Source organism: Stenotrophomonas sp. ZAC14D2_NAIMI4_6, assembly GCF_003086875.1.
GTDB lineage: Bacteria > Pseudomonadota > Gammaproteobacteria > Xanthomonadales > Xanthomonadaceae > Stenotrophomonas.
Genome location: NZ_CP025996.1, coordinates 1 through 17,129 on the forward strand (window position 1 = coordinate 1; position 17,129 = coordinate 17,129).

15 protein-coding genes are annotated in these 17,129 nt (G+C 64.7%); all 15 read left to right on the forward strand.

Going from position 1 to position 17,129, the window contains the following annotated elements:
- Window positions 1-1,332: a chromosomal replication initiator protein DnaA gene (gene dnaA, locus C1933_RS00005; protein ID WP_108747903.1), complete on the forward strand. Its 1,332-nt coding sequence runs from the start codon at window positions 1-3 to the stop codon at window positions 1,330-1,332.
- A 276-nt stretch (window positions 1,333-1,608) separates the two neighbouring features.
- Window positions 1,609-2,709: a DNA polymerase III subunit beta gene (dnaN, locus tag C1933_RS00010; protein ID WP_005411731.1), complete on the forward strand. Its 1,101-nt coding sequence runs from the start codon at window positions 1,609-1,611 to the stop codon at window positions 2,707-2,709.
- Window positions 2,710-3,588: 879 nt separating this feature from the next.
- Entirely contained in the window at window positions 3,589-4,683 is a 1,095-nt protein-coding gene (gene recF / locus C1933_RS00015; protein ID WP_108751676.1) for a DNA replication/repair protein RecF, read from the forward strand.
- 111 nt (window positions 4,684-4,794) lie between these two features.
- Window positions 4,795-7,254: a DNA topoisomerase (ATP-hydrolyzing) subunit B gene (gyrB, locus tag C1933_RS00020; protein ID WP_108751677.1), complete on the forward strand. Its 2,460-nt coding sequence runs from the start codon at window positions 4,795-4,797 to the stop codon at window positions 7,252-7,254.
- Window positions 7,255-7,321: 67 nt separating this feature from the next.
- Window positions 7,322-8,167 carry a CPBP family intramembrane glutamic endopeptidase gene (locus C1933_RS00025; RefSeq protein ID WP_108751678.1) on the forward strand — a complete coding sequence of 282 codons (846 nt, stop codon included), beginning with the start codon at window positions 7,322-7,324 and terminating at the stop codon, window positions 8,165-8,167.
- Between the two features lie 69 nt (window positions 8,168-8,236).
- Complete coding sequence (locus C1933_RS00030; protein ID WP_108747907.1) at window positions 8,237-9,043, forward strand: M48 family metallopeptidase; 807 nt, start codon at window positions 8,237-8,239, stop codon at window positions 9,041-9,043.
- Between the two features lie 131 nt (window positions 9,044-9,174).
- A complete protein-coding gene (locus tag C1933_RS00035) occupies window positions 9,175-10,362 on the forward strand; it encodes a DUF4032 domain-containing protein (RefSeq protein ID WP_108747908.1) in 1,188 nt (395 codons plus the stop codon).
- A gap of 255 nt (window positions 10,363-10,617) precedes the next feature.
- The gene (locus C1933_RS00040; RefSeq protein ID WP_199911433.1) at window positions 10,618-11,175 is read left to right on the forward strand and encodes an energy transducer TonB; all 558 of its coding nucleotides are present in this window, start codon (window positions 10,618-10,620) and stop codon (window positions 11,173-11,175) included.
- Between the two features lie 92 nt (window positions 11,176-11,267).
- On the forward strand, window positions 11,268-12,029 hold the full coding sequence (gene exbB, locus C1933_RS00045; protein WP_108747910.1) for a TonB-system energizer ExbB: 762 nt from the start codon (window positions 11,268-11,270) through the stop codon (window positions 12,027-12,029).
- A gap of 57 nt (window positions 12,030-12,086) precedes the next feature.
- Window positions 12,087-12,512 (forward strand): biopolymer transporter ExbD, encoded by a 426-nt coding sequence (locus C1933_RS00050; RefSeq protein WP_025875550.1) that lies wholly within the window; start codon window positions 12,087-12,089, stop codon window positions 12,510-12,512.
- 3 nt (window positions 12,513-12,515) lie between these two features.
- A complete protein-coding gene (locus C1933_RS00055; RefSeq protein ID WP_065200109.1) occupies window positions 12,516-12,929 on the forward strand; it encodes a biopolymer transporter ExbD in 414 nt (137 codons plus the stop codon).
- A 169-nt stretch (window positions 12,930-13,098) separates the two neighbouring features.
- On the forward strand, window positions 13,099-14,559 hold the full coding sequence (gene cls / locus C1933_RS00060; protein ID WP_108751680.1) for a cardiolipin synthase: 1,461 nt from the start codon (window positions 13,099-13,101) through the stop codon (window positions 14,557-14,559).
- 40 nt (window positions 14,560-14,599) lie between these two features.
- Window positions 14,600-14,881, forward strand: a complete 282-nt coding sequence (locus C1933_RS00065; protein ID WP_108751681.1) for a hypothetical protein — start codon at window positions 14,600-14,602, stop codon at window positions 14,879-14,881.
- Window positions 14,882-14,890: 9 nt separating this feature from the next.
- Window positions 14,891-15,634: a pyridoxine 5'-phosphate synthase gene (locus C1933_RS00070; protein ID WP_108751682.1), complete on the forward strand. Its 744-nt coding sequence runs from the start codon at window positions 14,891-14,893 to the stop codon at window positions 15,632-15,634.
- A 210-nt stretch (window positions 15,635-15,844) separates the two neighbouring features.
- Window positions 15,845-16,957 carry a PA0069 family radical SAM protein gene (locus C1933_RS00075; protein ID WP_108751683.1) on the forward strand — a complete coding sequence of 371 codons (1,113 nt, stop codon included), beginning with the start codon at window positions 15,845-15,847 and terminating at the stop codon, window positions 16,955-16,957.
- Window positions 16,958-17,129 lie beyond the last annotated feature (172 nt).

Sequence of the window (17,129 nt, forward strand, 5' to 3'; positions counted from 1 at the left end):
ATGGATGCCTGGACCCGAAGTCTCGAACGCCTCGAAGCGGAGTTTCCGCCGGAAGACGTTCACACCTGGTTGAAGCCACTGCAGGCCGATCTGCGCGTGGACAGCCTGGTGCTGTATGCACCGAACGCCTTCATCGTCGACCAGGTGCGCGAGCTGTACCTGCCGCGCATCCGCGAGCTGCTGGCCCATTTCGCCGGTTTCAGCGACGTTTTTCTTGAAATCGGCTCGCGCCCGCGGCCCTCGGACACGCAGAACGCGCCGGTTTCGAGCCCGGCAGCGGCCGTGGCTGCAGAACCGCAGGTGCCGTTTGCCGGCAACCTGGACAACCACTACACGTTTGCCAACTTCGTGGAAGGCCGCAGCAACCAGCTGGGTCTGGCCGCGGCGTTCCAGGCGGCGCAGAAGCCGGGCGACCGCGCGCACAATCCGCTGCTGCTGTACGGGGGCACCGGCCTGGGCAAGACCCACCTGATGTTTGCCGCCGGCAATGCCATGCGCCAGGCCAATCCGGGGGCGAAGGTGCTCTACCTGCGTTCGGAACAGTTCTTCAGCGCGATGATCCGGGCCCTGCAGGAAAAGACCATGGATCAGTTCAAGCGCCAGTTCCAGCAGGTGGACGCGCTGCTGATCGATGACATCCAGTTCTTCGCCGGCAAGGACCGCACCCAGGAAGAGTTCTTCCACACCTTCAACGCGCTGTTCGACGGCAAGCAGCAGATCATCCTGACCTGCGACCGGTACCCGCGCGAAGTGGAAGGCCTGGAAGCGCGCCTGAAGTCGCGGCTTGCCTGGGGCCTGTCCGTCGCGATCGAACCGCCGGACTTCGAGACGCGCGCAGCGATCGTGCTGGCCAAGGCACGCGAGCGCGGCGCGGAGATTCCCGATGATGTTGCGTTCCTGATTGCCAAGAAGATGCGCTCCAACGTGCGCGACCTGGAAGGTGCGCTCAATACCCTGACCGCCCGCGCCAATTTCACCGGCCGCGCGATCACCACCGAATTCGCCCAGGAAACCCTGCGCGATCTGCTGCGCGCCCAGCAGCAGGCGATCAGCATTCCCAACATCCAGAAAACCGTGGCCGACTACTACGGGCTGCAGATCAAGGATCTGCTGTCCAAGCGCCGGACCCGTTCGCTGGCCCGCCCGCGTCAGGTCGCCATGGCCCTGACCAAGGAACTGACCGAACACAGCCTGCCCGAGATCGGCGACGCCTTTGCCGGTCGCGATCACACCACGGTGCTGCACGCCTGCCGTCAGATCCGCACCCTGATGGAAACCGACGGCAAGCTCCGCGAGGACTGGGACAAGCTGATCCGGAAGCTGAGCGAATGATGCACCGACGCCGATAAGGCGTCATCGCACAAAACGGTGCAGAATCCGGTAGCAAGCGCGGGATGAGTTGTGGATAAAAAAGCGGTTTGAAATCGCTGCAGATTTATCCACAGCTTTCCCCACCCCTTGGGGGTCGGTAATGCAGAGGGTTTCGCGGTCTGAAAACTCTTTAATTACAAAGACTTAGGGTTGTTTTCCAGCAATTCTGTCTCTACCAGCACCACCAAGCTTTTGATTTATTCCACATTTTTTTAAAGCATAGGGGCACGGAACCACATGCGTTTCACACTGCAGCGCGAAGCCTTTCTCAAGCCGTTGGCACAGGTCGTCAACGTGGTCGAACGCCGCCAGACCCTTCCGGTTCTGGCCAATTTCCTGGTCCAGGTGCAGAACGGCCAGCTGTCGCTGACCGGTACCGACCTGGAAGTGGAGATGGTGTCGCGGATCGCGGTTGAAGATGCCCAGGACGGCGAAACCACCATTCCCGCCCGCAAGCTGTTCGAGATCATCCGCGCCCTGCCCGACGGCAGCCGGATCACCGTCTCGCAGACCGGTGACAAGATCACCGTGCAGGCCGGTCGCAGCCGCTTCACCCTGGCCACCCTGCCCTCCAACGACTTCCCGTCGGTGGACGAAGTGGAAGCCACCGAGCGCGTGGCCATTGGCGAAGCGACCCTGAAGGAACTGATCGAACGCACCGCGTTCGCGATGGCTCAGCAGGACGTGCGCTACTACCTCAACGGCCTGCTGTTCGATCTGCGCGGCGATGCCCTGCGGACCGTGGCCACTGACGGCCACCGCCTGGCCCTGTGTGAAACCGATCTGGCCAAGCCCAGCGGTTCCAAGCGCCAGATCATCGTGCCGCGCAAGGGCGTGACCGAACTGCAGCGTCTGCTGGAAAGCGGCGATCGCGAGATCGAGCTGGAAGTCGGCCGCAGCCACGTGCGCGTGAAGCGCGACGATGTCACCTTCACCTCGAAGCTGATCGACGGCCGCTTCCCGGATTACGAAGCGGTGATCCCGATTGGCGCCGATCGCGAAGTGAAGGTGGACCGTGAAGCGCTGCGTGCCTCGCTGCAGCGCGCCGCGATCCTGTCCAACGAGAAGTACCGCGGCATCCGCGTGGAAGTCTCGCCGGGCAACCTGAAGATCAGCGCGCACAACCCGGAGCAGGAAGAAGCGCAGGAAGAGATCGAAGCCGACACCACGGTCAGCGACCTGGCCATCGGCTTCAACGTGAACTACCTGCTGGATGCCCTGTCCGCCCTGCGCGACGAGGAAGTCATCATCCAGCTGCGCGATTCCAACTCCTCGGCTCTGGTGCGTGAATCCAGCAGCGAGAAGTCGCGCCACGTGGTGATGCCGCTGCGTCTCTGACGCTTGCGTTGTTCCACGTGAAACAAGAAGACGCCCGGCAGATCCGGGCGTTTTTTTTTGTTCCACGTGGAGCATTACCGAGAACAGGCGGATGACGGTGGCCACGTCATCGATGGGAGACGCACATGGCTGCGGTGGTCGGAGTCGATTCCTTCGACCCCGGGTCTGCGCTGACTTCGCAGGTCAACAGTCGGCGAGGCGAAGCCGCATCTGCTGACGTTACTGTCCACAGGCCTGGATTCGTGCGCTCGAGGGCGTCCCAAGCTTTTAAATCTGGGTATAAATCTAAAGCATGGTGGTGCTGGTAGAGCCAGATTTCGTGGAAAACAGGCTTATCTCTTTGTTTTTAAAAAGATTTATGACCCTGAAACCCCCTGTATATCGGGCTCTGGGGCTGGGGGGGAAGCTGTGGATAGTTTTACCAGCGGTCAAAACCGGCTTTTTTATCCACAGATTGTCCATAGCTTGTGCATAAGTCATACAGACCTGCTGTGGACAGCGTGGAACGCAGCGCCTGAATTTCTTGAAATCTGTGGAACGCTCGGCTGCTCCGCCCCGCAGATTTCAAGCAATCAACGCACTGGCTCGCCCGCTGCCCTGCGCCGCATTGCGCGACGGGACCTGGCGAAGGCGAAAATCTGTTGAATTCTGCTCACGCCAGCCCTGCCAAGGCCCGCAGATTTCAAGAAATCCACGCTGTTCCAGCGGCCGGCATGGGCAGCAATCGGCACGGCTGCACGTGGAACCCACTTGGTGTCCGAAACGCGCGTTGCCGTCGCCCGCCATGCCCCCGCAACACGGTGCCGGCCTTGACCGATGCAGTAAGCTGATGGATTCCCTGCCCTGTTGCCGCCCCGCGCGGCTGGTCCCCCGCGTCCCATGCTGATCCGCCGCCTCGCCTTGAACCAATTGCGCCGCTTCAGTGCCGTGGAGCTGTCGCCCCAGCCGGGGCTGAACCTGCTGACCGGCGACAACGGTGCGGGCAAGACCAGTGTGCTGGAAGCGCTGCACCTGATGGCCTATGGCCGTAGCTTCCGCGGGCGCGTGCGCGACGGACTGGTCCGCCAGGGCCAGGAAGCGCTGGAGATCTTCGTCGAATGGGACGAACAGCGTTCCAGCCACCCGCCCCACCGCCGCAAGGCTGGCCTGCGCCATAGCGGGCAGGAATGGAAAGGCCGGCTGGATGGCGAGGATGTGGCCCAGCTCGGCAATCTCTGTGCGGCCCTGGCGGTCGTGACGTTCGAACCCGGCAGCCATGCCCTGGTCAGCGGCGGCGGTGAACCGCGTCGGCGCTTCCTGGATTGGGGCCTGTTCCACGTGGAACCAGACTTTCTTTCGCTGTGGCGCCGCTACTCCCGTGCACTGAAGCAGCGCAATGCGCTGTTGAAGCAAGGCGGGCCCTCGCGGATGCTGGACACGTGGGACCACGAGCTGGCCGAGGCCGGCGAACCGCTGACCAGCCGGCGCCAGCACTACCTGGAGCGGCTGCAGGAGCGGACGATCGCCCTGGCGTCGCAACTTGCGCCCCAGCTGGGCATCCAGGGCCTGAATCTCAGTCCTGGCTGGCGCCGGCACGAACTGCCGCTGGCCGATGCGCTCCTGCTGGCCCGCGAACGCGATCGCCAGGCCGGTTACACATCGGTGGGCCCACACCGCGCCGACTGGAGCGTGGAGTTCCACAGCATTCCCGGTCGCGATGCCTTGTCCCGTGGCCAGGCCAAGTTGACGGCGCTGGCCTGCCTGCTGGCACAGGCCGAGGACTACGCCGAGCAGCGTGGCGAATGGCCGGTGATCGCGCTGGATGATCTGGCCTCAGAGCTGGATCGCACCCATCAGGCCCGCGTGCTGCAGCGGTTGCTGGCCGGGCCGGCACAGATCTTCGTCACCGCCACCGAAACACCGGCGGCGCTGGTGGATCTGCCCGAGATCACCCGGTTCCACGTGGAACATGCACGGATCGTGGCTGTGCCATAGTGGCAACATCAGGGCCCGCAAGGCCCGACTGGTATAATTCACGCTGTACCCCTACTTACCCGGCGCACCGCTCCACGTGGTGCCCGACCTGCGGAGCCTACGGCAAGCGCAATGACCGACGAACAGAACACCCCGGTAAACAACGGCAACTACGACGCCAACAGCATCACCGCCCTGGAAGGGCTCGAGGCTGTCCGCAAGCGTCCTGGCATGTACATCGGCGACGTCCATGACGGCACCGGTCTGCACCACATGGTGTTCGAGGTTGTCGACAACTCCATCGACGAAGCGCTGGCCGGCCATGCCGACCACGTCGCGGTGACGATCCACGCCGACGGCTCGGTGTCGGTGTCGGACAACGGCCGCGGCATCCCCACCGGCAAGCACGAGCAGATGAGCGCCAAGCTCGGTCGCGAAGTGTCGGCTGCCGAAGTGGTGATGACCGTGCTGCACGCCGGCGGCAAGTTCGACGACAACAGCTACAAGGTGTCCGGCGGTCTGCACGGCGTGGGCGTCAGCGTGGTCAACGCGCTGTCGCAGAAGCTGCTGGTGGACGTGTTCCAGAATGGCTTCCACTACCAGCAGGAATTCAGCGATGGCGCCGCGGTAACGCCGCTGAAGCAGCTGGGCACCACCACCAAGCGTGGCACCACCGTGCGCTTCTGGCCGTCGGTGGTGGCGTTCCACAACAACGTGGAATTCCACTACGACATCCTGGCCCGCCGCCTGCGCGAACTGTCGTTCCTCAACTCGGGCGTCAAGATCGTGCTGGCCGACGAGCGTGGCGACGGCCGCCGCGATGATTTCCACTACGAAGGCGGCATCCGCAGCTTCGTGGAGCATCTGGCCCAGCTGAAGACCCCGCTGCACCCGAACGTGATCGCCGTTACCGGCGAGCACAACAACATCGTGGTGGACGTGGCGCTGCAGTGGACCGACTCCTACCAAGAGACGATGTACTGCTTCACCAACAACATCCCGCAGAAGGACGGCGGCACCCACCTGGCCGGCTTCCGCGGCGCGTTGACCCGCGTGCTCAACAACTACATCGAGCAGAACGGCATCGCCAAGCAGGCCAAGATCAACCTGACCGGCGACGACATGCGCGAAGGCATGATTGCCGTGCTGTCGGTGAAGGTGCCCGATCCCAGCTTCTCCAGCCAGACCAAGGAAAAGCTGGTCAGTTCCGACGTGCGCCCGGCGGTGGAAAACGCCTTCGGTGCGCGCCTGGAAGAGTTCCTGCAGGAAAACCCGAACGAAGCCAAGGCCATCGCCGGCAAGATCGTCGATGCCGCGCGTGCACGTGAAGCGGCACGCAAGGCCCGCGACCTGACCCGCCGCAAGGGCGCGCTGGATATCGCCGGCCTGCCGGGCAAGCTGGCCGATTGCCAGGAGAAGGATCCGGCGCTGTCCGAACTGTTCATCGTCGAGGGTGACTCGGCAGGTGGTTCGGCCAAGCAGGGCCGCAACCGCAAGAACCAGGCCGTGCTGCCGCTGCGCGGCAAGATCCTCAACGTGGAACGCGCACGCTTCGACCGCATGCTGTCCTCCGACCAGGTCGGTACGCTGATCACCGCGCTGGGCACCGGCATCGGCCGCGACGAGTACAACCCGGACAAGCTGCGGTACCACAAGATCATCATCATGACCGACGCCGACGTCGACGGCGCGCACATCCGTACCCTGCTGCTGACGTTCTTCTACCGTCAGATGCCGGAGCTGATCGAGCGCGGTTACGTCTACATCGGCCTGCCGCCGCTGTACAAGATCAAGCAGGGCAAGACCGAGTTGTACCTGAAGGACGACCCGGCGCTGGACAGCTACCTGGCCAGCAGCGCGGTGGAAAACGCCTCGCTGGTGCCGGCGTCCGGTGAACCCGGCATCGAAGGCGTGGCGCTGGAGAAGCTGCTGCTGGCCTACGCCGGCGCGCAGGATGCGATCGCCCGCAACGCGCACCGCTACGATCGCCTGCTGCTGGAAGCACTGGTCGATTTCGTGCCGATGGATCTGGAAAGCCTGCGCAATGCGCCGGCCGGCGAAGGTCTGGACGCACTGGCCAAGCAGCTCAACCAGGGCAGCCTGGGCAGCCCGCGCTTCACCCTGGAACTGCAGGACGCCACCGAAGAGCGCTCCGCCGCTGTGCTGGTCACCCGCCGCCACATGGGCGAGGAGCACCTGCAGGTGCTGCCGCTGTCGGCCTTTGAAAGCGGCGAACTGCGCGCCATCCATCAGGCCGCCAAGCTGCTGCACGGTCTGGTGCGCGACGGTGCCACCATTGCCCGCGGTGCCAAGTCCATTGAAGTGGACAGCTTCGCCAAGGCACAGAACTGGCTGCTGGACGAAGCCAAGCGCGGCCGCCAGATCCAGCGCTTCAAGGGCCTGGGTGAAATGAACCCGGAACAGCTGTGGGATACCACGGTGAACCCCGATACCCGCCGCCTGCTGCAGGTACGCATCGAGGACGCGGTCGCGGCTGACCAGATCTTCAGCACCCTGATGGGCGATGTGGTCGAACCGCGTCGTGACTTCATCGAAGACAACGCGTTGAAGGTCGCCAACCTGGATATCTGACACACTCGACTGCTGGCCGGTGCGCGGGGAGGCGCGCCGGCCGTCGTCCCTTGACCACAGGTACCCGATGTCTGCTTCCGCTCCGGTTTCCGCACCGCCGCCGGTTCCCCCGGCATCCGCCGCGCCCCGCGCCTCCTCGCCGCTGGCCGGCTTCTTCATCGATCTGGGCATTGCCGTGGTAGCGCTGTTCGGGCTCAGCCTGATCAGCGGCATGGTCTGGGGCCTGACGCGTACCGTGGCGATCAGCGTGGCCAATGCCAAAGCCGGTGGCGAAGCCGCCGATGCCGGCGCACTGGCCGCCCAGCTCGGCCAACCCGGTGCCCTGGCACAGGTGGTGATGGCGCTGGTGGCCACCGGTGGCGCCGCGTTGCTGGTCTATTTCTGGCGCCGGCCGGCCAATGCCGCCGAACGCCAGCGCTCCCTGCAGGCACTGCGCCGCCCCGCGACCTGGGGCTGGACGCTGCTGGTGGCCACCCTGATCGTGATCGGCAGCAACGGCATCGCGTTCCTGGCCAAGCAGCTGGGCGTGGAACCGGTGCCCACCAACCTGCACCTGATGCAGAACGCCATTGCCCAGTTCCCGGTGTTCCTGGTGCTGTTTGCCGTGGTGCTGGCGCCGGCATACGAAGAACTGCTGTTCCGCCGCGTGCTGTTCGGGCGCCTGTGGCAGGCCGGCCGGCCCTGGCTGGGCATGCTGCTCAGCAGCCTGGCCTTCGCCCTGATCCATGAAATTCCCGGAACCAGCGCCAACGGTCCGGCCGAGATCGCCCAGCTGTGGCTGGTCTACGGCGGCATGGGCGCGGCGTTCTGCTGGCTGTACAAGCGCACCGGCACGCTGTGGGCCGCCATTGCCGCGCACGGCCTGAACAACGCCGTGGCGCTGGCGGCACTGGTGTTCTTCGGCGCCACGTAAGGCCACGCGCGCTTGACGAAAGATTAAGCAGGCGCGGTACACACTGCCTGCATGAACACGGGGGATTCCATGAAATCACTGCTGCTCGCCCTGCTCATTACGTCGCTGGTGGCCGCGTGCGCGACCACCACCTCGCCCACCGGCCGCCGCCAGATGGTGGGCGGCGTGTCGCAGGCTCAGCTGGACCAGCTGGGTGCGCAGGCGTTCGCCGAAACCAAGCAGAAGGAAAAGATCAGCACCGACGGCCGCCAGAACGGCTACGTGCAGTGCGTGGTCAATGCGCTGGTAGCCCAGCTTCCCGATCAATACCGTGGCGTACGGTGGGAAACCGCGGTGTTCGTCGACAAGGAACCCAACGCCTTTGCCCTGCCCGGCGGCAAGGTGGGGGTGAACAGCGGCATCTTCACCGTGGCCAAGAACCAAGACCAGCTGGCGGCGGTCATCGGCCACGAGATCGGCCATGTGATCGCCCGCCACCACGAAGAGCGCATTACCCGGCAGATGGGCGCGCAGACCGGCCTGGCAGTGCTGGGGGCGCTGGCTGGGGCTTACGGCGGCGATGGCGCGGCCAGCACGGTCAATCAGCTGGGCGGCATGGGCGCGCAGGCGGCCTTCCTGCTGCCGGGCTCACGTACCCAGGAAAGCGAGGCCGATGTGATCGGTCAGCGGCTGATGGCCCAGGCCGGTTTCAACCCCGCCCAGGCCGTGGATCTGTGGCAGAACATGATGGCCGCCAGTGGCGGACGCAGCCCGCAATGGCTGTCCACCCACCCCGATCCGGCCAACCGTATCCGCGAACTGCAGCGTGACGCCCCTGCCCTGGCGCCGGTCTACCAGCAAGCCCAGGCGGCCGGTCGCCGGCCAAAGTGTGGGTGAGTGCGCAGATTCATGCTGTACTGCAGCACATAAAACGATTTCTCATGCCATCCGTTTCTGATACGTTTGGCGGCTCAGATTTTTCTGACAGTCCGACTTTGCCGCTCCGGGCGGTTCGATCGAGGTGAACGATGATTTTCCGTAACCACAAAGCTGTGCTTTCCGTCCTGATCGCCACTGCCCTGACCGGCGCCGTGGTCACCGATGCGTTCGCGCAGTCCTCGCGTTCGTCCGAGCGTGGCAACCGCGGCGGCAAGCAGGCCAAGGCCGAAGTCCTGTACCCGAACGCCACCCGTGAGGAGCCGAAGGAAAAGGCGTCCTCGAAGATGGGCAGCAAGCTGCAGAAGCTGATTGACAACTACAACGATCAGAAGTTCCCGGAGACACTGCAGGTTGCCGGTGAGATCCTGGGCAACAGCGCGTCGAACAACTACGACAAGTCGCTGGCTGCGCAGCTCGCTTCGCAGGCCGCCTACCAGACCGACGACACCGCCGGCGCGATCACCTACCTCAAGCAGGCTCTGCAGCTGAACGGCCTGGACAACAACGGCCACTTCCAGGCCATGCTGATGCTGGGCCAGCTGCAGCTGCAGGAAGACCAGACCGCCGAAGGCCTGGCCACGCTGGACAAGTACTTCGCCGAGAGCAAGTCGAACAAGCCGGAAGAGCTGATCGCCAAGGGCCAGGCGCTGTACCAGCTGGAGCGCTACCAGGAAGCGATCCCGGTGCTGCAGCAGGCCATTGCCGGCGCCACCGAGCCGAAGGACAACTGGAACCAGCTGCTGATGGCGGCCCTGTCCGAAGCCGGCCAGACCGGTGAAGCGGTGAAGACCGCCGAGGCGCTGGCAGCGAAGAACCCGAACGACAAGAAGGCGCAGCTGAACCTGGCCAACATGTACATGCAGGCCGACCAGATGCCCAAGGCCGCCGCGGTGATGGACAAGCTGCGCAGCAGCGGCCAGCTCACCGAAGAGCGCGAGTACAAGCAGCTGTACTCGATCTATGCCAACACCGAGAACAAGGAAAAGGACGTCATCGCGGTCATCAACGAAGGGTTGCAGAAGGGCATCCTGAAGCCGGATTACCAGGTTTACCTGGCCCTGGCCCAGTCCTACTACTACTCCGACCAGGTGCCGCAGGCGATCGAGGCGTGGCAGAAGGCTGCCCCGCTGTCCAAGGACGGTGAGACCTACCTGAACCTGGCACGCGTCCTGCATGCCGAAGGTCGCGTTCCGGAGGCCAAGCAGGCCGCCCAGCAGGCGCTGGCGAAGGGCGTGAAGAACCAGGCTGATGCCAAGAAAATCATCAACCTGAAGTAAGTAGGAATAACGCCTGAACGCCTGCGAGATTAATGCGCAGGCGCTCAGGATTGGTATAAGCTTGGAGGTTCCTGCGGTGTCATGCACCGCTGATCAGGGATCCCGCCCCCCGGGACTCCGGCCCCACTATTGAGCTCTTGGCGCATGACGGAACAACTAGTCGTTCACCGGTACGAACAACCCGATGACAAGGGGCTGAGCTGGCCTCGCATCGTCGGCATCGCGTTTGTAATCGCCCTGCATCTGGCCGCCTTCATGATGCTCCTGATCCCCGCTGTGGCCCCCAAGGCCGTGGCTGAGAAGGAGCGCAACGTCATGGTGACCATCGTCGACGCGCCGCCGCCACCGCCGCCGCCGCCGCCGCCGCCGCCGCCGCAGGATACTCCGCCGCCGCCGGTGAAGAATCTGTCGCCGCCGAAGCCGTCGCCCGTCCCGCCGCCGCCGCAGGCGCCGGTCGTCGACGTGCCGGAACCGCGCCCGAACGATATCGTCACCCCGCCGTCGCCTCCGTCGCCCCCGGCACCGCCGGCGTCGATCGAGGCCAGCGTCGACATCTCGTCGAAGGCCATGAATCCGCCGCGCTACCCGCCGGCCGCTTTCCGCGCTGGTATCCAGGGCGAAGTGATCCTGATCATTGATGTCGATGCCCAGGGCAACGTCACCAATGTCACGGTGGAAAAGTCCAGCCGTAACCGCGACCTGGACCGTGCTGCGATGGAAGCCGCGCGCAAGTGGCGTTTCAACGCCGCTGAATCTGGCGGTAAGAAGGCTGCTGGTCGCGTCCGCGTCCCGGTCAACTTTGCGCTGAACTGATGCGAGCGGGTGGCCGCCGGCCACCCCTCCTCCGGTTCGATTGTCTAGCTTAGCTACACCCTTTATCACCACACACAACAAAGGTAAGCGTCATGCTGCAGGAAATTTTCATCGCCGCTGCTGCCGGGGGCAATCCGTCCAACGCCCTGTCGCAGATGGGCTTCGAGCACCTGATCCACGAAATGACCACCAAGCCGGGTGATTTCGCCGTTTCCTGGGTCGTGCTGCTGACCCTGGTCGTCATGTCGGCCATGTCCTGGTACTGGACCGTCATCAACATCTTCCGCGCTACCCGCCTGAAGAGCGCTGCTGACCGCGTCGTCAGCCTGTTCTGGGATACCCCGAACGCACAGGACGCCATCCGTGCGATGGAAGAACAGCCGGCTTCGGAGCCGTTCTCGAAGATCGCCCTGGATGCTGCGCAGGCTGCTGCCCACCACCAGCGCGCTGAAGGCGGCGCCACCGGTGGCCTGGGTGAAAACCTGAGCCGTTCGGAGTTCGTCGACCGCGCCCTGCGCCAGGCCGTCACCCGCGAAAGCAACAAGCTGCAGTCGGGCATGACCCTGCTGGCCACCGTCGGTGCAACCGCTCCGTTCGTCGGTCTGCTGGGTACCGTGTGGGGCATCTACGGCGCGCTGATCAAGATCGGTGCCACGGGCTCCGCTTCGATCGACGCCGTTGCCGGCCCGGTGGGTGAAGCGCTGATCATGACCGCCATCGGTCTGTTCGTCGCGATCCCGGCCGTGTTCGCCTTCAACTTCTTCAGCAAGATCAACAGCGCGACCATCAGCAAGTTCGATACCTTCGCGCACGACCTGCACGACTTCTTCGCCACCGGTTCGCGCGTCCGCTAATTGCGACGCGCTGTACCCAGCGAGAACGTAGTCAACACGATCTAGACGGAGCCCGTTATGGCTTTCAGTAGTGGTAACAGCGGCGGCCCCATGGCCGACATCAACGTTACGCCCCTCGTGGACGTGATGCTGGTGCTGCTGATCATCTTCATCATCACGGCGCCCCTGATGTCCCACAAGGTCAAGGTGGATCTGCCGGAGGCCAATCTGGTCCAGAAGCCGGACGACACCAACGACCGCAAGGGCCCCATCACCCTGGCAGTCAAGGAAGACGGTTCGATCTACTGGAACGACGAGGAAATCGACAAGCAGACTCTCGAGTCGCGCCTGGCGACCGCCGCCCAGCAGACCCCGCAGCCGCCGCTGAACCTGCGTGGTGACCGCACCACCAAGATGCGTGTCATCAACGAGATGACCAAGGTCGCTCAGGAACAGGGCATGCTGGACGTCGGCTTCGTCGCTACCAAAGAAAAGGGGCAATAAGCCATGGCATTCAGTAGTGGTGGTGGCAAAGGCCCCATGGCTGACATCAACGTGACGCCCCTGGTGGACGTGATGTTGGTTCTGCTGATCATCTTCATCGTGACCGCGCCGATCATGACGTACCCGATCGCCGTGGACCTGCCGCAGCGCGTGCTCAACCCACCGCCGCAGCTGGTCGAACCGCCGCCGCCGATCGAACTGAAGATCGACGCCAGCAACCAGGTCTCGTGGAACAACAGCCCGATCAGCACGCACGAACTGCAGCAGCGGATGGAACAGGAGGTCCAGCGTGACCCGACCAACCAGCCGGAACTGCGGATCGATGCAAGCCCGGATTCCGAGTACGACGTGATGGCCAAGGTTCTGGCCGCCGCGAAGAATGCTCAGATGAAGAAGATCGGCTTCGTGCAGCAGTAATTACGCAATACCGCAGCACAACAGTCATGACGCGACTGCAGACGCCCCTGGAGACAGGGGCGTCTTTTTTTGTGCCCGGGGGTGGGGTCAGAGCCCTTCCCTGCGGGAAGGGATCCGACCCCGGGGGCTCTGACCCCACCACCACGCACCCGCCCGCTATCATCGGCGCATGCTCGCCCTCTTCGATTCCCTGCGCGTCTGGCTCGATGGCATCGCCCATCTGGGCACGATCCTGGCCGTGGCCTACCTGCTCTACCTGCTGGCACTGGCCGGCTGGATCATGCTGCAGAAGCGCGAACCGGTCGCCACGCTCAGCTGGATCCTGTCGCTGGCCCTGCTGCCCTACCTGGGCCTCTTCATCTACTACCTGCTGGGCCCACAGAAGGTGAAACGGCAGCGCCTGCGCCGTGGCCGCGCGCGCTCGGGCATGGAGCACTACAGCGATGTCTGTCCGCCCGATGCCGGCTGCACCGAACTGGCCAAGGTGGCCCAGGCGACCACCGGCCTGGCGCCCAGCACCGCCACCGAAGTGACCTGGCTGGTGGATGGCGCGGCCACCTATGAAGCCCTGCTGCAGGCCATCGCCGAGGCGCGCGACCACGTGCACCTGGAGTACTACATCTTCAGCCCCGACCATGCCGGTACGGCGCTGCGCGATGCCCTGGTAGAACGTGCACGGGCCGGCGTGCAGGTGCGCCTGCTGCTCGATGCGGTGGGCTCGTCGTCGTTGCCACGGCGCTTCCTGCAGCCGCTGCTGGATGCCGGCGGCGAGGCCATCTGGTTCCATCCGCGGCAGCTGCTGAAACCTTTCAAACGGCCGTGGTTGAACCTGCGTACCCACCGCAAGCTGGTGCTTGTCGATGGACGCTTGGCCTTCACCGGTGGCATCAACATCACCGACGAAGAAGACGAGAGCCGCAACCCCAACGCCTACCGTGACCTGCACATGCGCATTGCCGGCCACGTGGTGCGCAGCCTGCAGCTGGTGTTCGTGGAAGACTGGCTGTACGCCAGCGGCCAGGAACCCTCGCGCTTCGACATCGCGCGGCTGTGGCCGGCCGACATGCCGCTGCGTGGCGATGGCAGCATCGATGCACAGGTGCTGGTGTCCGGCCCCGATTCGGGTTGGGAAACCATCCACCGCCTGCATGTGGCGGCCATCCAGGAAGCGCACGAACGGGTCTGGCTGGTCACCCCCTACTTCGTGCCCGGCGAAGCGGCGCGCATGGCGTTGACCTCGGCCGCACTGGGCGGGCTGGACGTGCGCCTGCTGGTGCCGAAGATGAGCGATTCCTGGTTCGTCACCCAGGCCGCGCGCTCGTACTTCGACGAACTGCTGCATGCCGGGGTGAAGATCTACGAATACGGCCCGCGCATGCTGCACACCAAGGCCTTCATTGCCGACGATGATGTCTGCATCGTCGGCAGCGCCAACTTCGACCACCGCAGCTTCCGCCTGAATTTCGAACTGTCGATGATGATCAGCGACCGCGACCGGGTGGCTGCGCTGGCCGAGCTGCTGCAGGCCGAATTCGACCGCTCGAGCCGTGTACAGGACCAGGCGGCCCGTTCGCTGTGGCTGCACCGCCTGCCCGAGGCGTTCGCGCGGCTGGCCTCGCCGCTGCTGTAACGCAGCGCTACACTGCCGCCTGACCTGCGGGAGATCGCACATGTACTGGCTGTACCTGCTGCTGGCGCTGGGCTGCTTCGCCTTCGCCCTGAAGACCCCGCACATGGGGCTGATGTCGCTGGCACTGCTGGCGGCGCTGGCCTTCCTGCTGGCCTGGGTGCGTGGCCGCTACGTGGCCCGCTTCGGCGATCTGCAGCGCGACCCGTCCACCCTGGTCGACGCCGAACAGGTGCGCCGGCTGCGCGAGCAGGCCCCCCAGGCGCATGCCTCGCAAGGGCACGCCCCGCGCGAACCCCACGATCCCCCTTCCCCGACCCCGTAGTTCCGTTCCATGACCCAGCTCAGCGTCAACGTCAACAAGATCGCCGTCCTGCGCAACTCGCGCGGCGGTGCCGAACCGGACGTGGTGCGCGCCGCCCAGGCCTGCCTGGATGCCGGTGCGCATGGCATTACCGTGCACCCGCGTCCCGACCGCCGCCACATCACCGCCGAGGACGTCCTGGCGCTGTCCACGCTGACCCGCGCCCGCGGCGTCGAGTTCAACATTGAAGGCAACCCCTTCGCGCCGCCGCGCGAGGGTTACCCGGGTCTGCTGCCGCTGTGCGCGCAGACGCGGCCGGCGCAGGCCACCCTGGTGCCCGACGGCGATGGGCAGATCACCTCCGACCACGGCTTCGACTTCAAACGCGACGGCGAGCGCCTGCGCCCGCTGGTGGCCGAGCTGAAAGCCATGGGCTGCCGGGTCAGCCTGTTCGTGGATGCCGGCAACCCCTTGCTGGAACAGGCCGCCGCAGTTGGTGCCGATCGCATCGAGCTGTACACCGGCCCATACGCCGAAGCCCACGCCGCCGGCGACGCGCGCGCCATGCTGGAGCTGTTCGCCAACGCCGCACGTCGCGCCCAGGCGGTCGGTTTGGGGGTGAATGCCGGCCATGACCTGTCGCAGGACAACCTGCGCGATTTCCTGGCGGCCGTGCCGCAGGTACTGGAAGTGTCCATTGGCCACGCGCTGATCGGCGAGGCGCTGTACGACGGCCTGGACGCCACCGTGAAGGGCTATCTGGCCCTGCTGTAAACCCTGGTCGCAGTTGTTGAGACCGCCGTGGCCCAGGCTTCTGGATTGCCACGGCGTTCGGCTGCGCCTGCCCCGTGGAACCTGTGGATAACCTTGGGGTCAACCTGCACCGGGATTCGCCTGTACGCCTACAGCTACGTGAATTCCCGCCGCTTGCGCCGCCTGTGGTTAGCAATAATACTAACGGCCCAGCAACGGCCGGAGGGCGACATGCAGCACCTGCCTCTCAAGGCCCACGCCGCCATCAAGGGTCGCGGCTCCACCTCGCATCTGGCCGGCCGCTTCGAAAGCACGGTCAGTGAGGCCATCGATGACGGCTGGGCGCCAGACGAAAGCGACGAGTTCAGCGCCCCCCGCCTGCGCACCGAAGTGCGTGCGGAGACCGCGCGCAGCATCATCAGCCGCAACAATTCCCCCGACGTGGGGTTCAGCCAGTCGGTGAACCCCTACCGAGGCTGCGAGCACGGTTGCTCGTACTGTTTCGCGCGGCCCTCGCACGCCTATCTGAACCTGTCGCCGGGCCTGGACTTCGAAACCAAGCTGTTCGCCAAGACCAACGCGCCGCAGCTGCTGCGCAAGGAGCTGGCGAAACCGGGCTACGTGCCGCAGCCGATCGCGCTGGGCATCAACACCGACGCCTACCAGCCGATCGAACGCAAGTTGAAACTCACCCGCCAGCTGATCGAGGTGATGCTGGAAACGAAGCATCCGTTTTCGCTGATTACCAAGAACGCGCTGGTGGAGCGCGACATCGATCTGCTGGCACCGCTGGCGGCGGAAAACCTGGTCAGCGTGCATTTCTCGGTCACCTCGCTGGACCTGCACCTGTCCGCCAAGCTGGAACCGCGCGCATCGGCACCGCATGCACGCCTGCGTGCGATGAAACGCCTGCACGAGGCCGGCATTCCGGTGGGCGTGATGGTGGCGCCGGTGATCCCGTGGATCAACGACAGCGAGCTGGAGGCCGTGCTGGAGGCCGCCCATGACGCCGGCGCCAGCACCGCCGGCTACGTGCTGCTGCGCCTGCCGCTGGAAGTGGCACCACTGTTCCGCGATTGGCTGGAAACCCACCACCCCGACCGCGCCGCGCACGTGATGAGCACCATCCAGCAGTTGCGCGGCGGCAAGGATTACGACAGCCAGTTCGGCACGCGCATGCGCGGCCAGGGCGTGTATGCGGATCTGTTGAACAACCGGTTCAAACTGGCGCGCAAGCGGCTGGGTTTCAATGCGCAGAACAGCCATTGGCCAAAGCTGGATTGCAGCCGGTTCCTGAAGCCGTTGCCGCCGCAGAAGGAATCGCCGCAGGGAACGCTCTTTTAGTAGAGTCGAGCTTGCTCGACTGAAGTTGAAAGCAGTCGAGGTAGAGTCGAGCTTGCTCGACTGATGATGAAAGCAGTCGAGCACGCTCGACGCTACGAAGCAGAAGCAGTCGAGCACGCTCGACGCTACGGGGTGGACGCGGCGCCCTGCTTCGGCCAAGAATCGGGGCGAG

What these genes read in the sequence shown, in the direction of transcription:
- dnaA (WP_108747903.1), top strand. Translation starts at nt 1, where the DNA reads ATGGATGCCTGGACCCGAAGTCTCGAACGCCTCGAAGCGGAGTTTCCG.
- dnaN (WP_005411731.1), top strand. Translation starts at nt 1,609, where the DNA reads ATGCGTTTCACACTGCAGCGCGAAGCCTTTCTCAAGCCGTTGGCACAG.
- recF (WP_108751676.1), top strand. Translation starts at nt 3,589, where the DNA reads ATGCTGATCCGCCGCCTCGCCTTGAACCAATTGCGCCGCTTCAGTGCC.
- gyrB (WP_108751677.1), top strand. Translation starts at nt 4,795, where the DNA reads ATGACCGACGAACAGAACACCCCGGTAAACAACGGCAACTACGACGCC.
- C1933_RS00025 (WP_108751678.1), top strand. Translation starts at nt 7,322, where the DNA reads ATGTCTGCTTCCGCTCCGGTTTCCGCACCGCCGCCGGTTCCCCCGGCA.
- C1933_RS00030 (WP_108747907.1), top strand. Translation starts at nt 8,237, where the DNA reads ATGAAATCACTGCTGCTCGCCCTGCTCATTACGTCGCTGGTGGCCGCG.
- C1933_RS00035 (WP_108747908.1), top strand. Translation starts at nt 9,175, where the DNA reads ATGATTTTCCGTAACCACAAAGCTGTGCTTTCCGTCCTGATCGCCACT.
- C1933_RS00040 (WP_199911433.1), top strand. Translation starts at nt 10,618, where the DNA reads ATGATGCTCCTGATCCCCGCTGTGGCCCCCAAGGCCGTGGCTGAGAAG.
- exbB (WP_108747910.1), top strand. Translation starts at nt 11,268, where the DNA reads ATGCTGCAGGAAATTTTCATCGCCGCTGCTGCCGGGGGCAATCCGTCC.
- C1933_RS00050 (WP_025875550.1), top strand. Translation starts at nt 12,087, where the DNA reads ATGGCTTTCAGTAGTGGTAACAGCGGCGGCCCCATGGCCGACATCAAC.
- C1933_RS00055 (WP_065200109.1), top strand. Translation starts at nt 12,516, where the DNA reads ATGGCATTCAGTAGTGGTGGTGGCAAAGGCCCCATGGCTGACATCAAC.
- cls (WP_108751680.1), top strand. Translation starts at nt 13,099, where the DNA reads ATGCTCGCCCTCTTCGATTCCCTGCGCGTCTGGCTCGATGGCATCGCC.
- C1933_RS00065 (WP_108751681.1), top strand. Translation starts at nt 14,600, where the DNA reads ATGTACTGGCTGTACCTGCTGCTGGCGCTGGGCTGCTTCGCCTTCGCC.
- C1933_RS00070 (WP_108751682.1), top strand. Translation starts at nt 14,891, where the DNA reads ATGACCCAGCTCAGCGTCAACGTCAACAAGATCGCCGTCCTGCGCAAC.
- C1933_RS00075 (WP_108751683.1), top strand. Translation starts at nt 15,845, where the DNA reads ATGCAGCACCTGCCTCTCAAGGCCCACGCCGCCATCAAGGGTCGCGGC.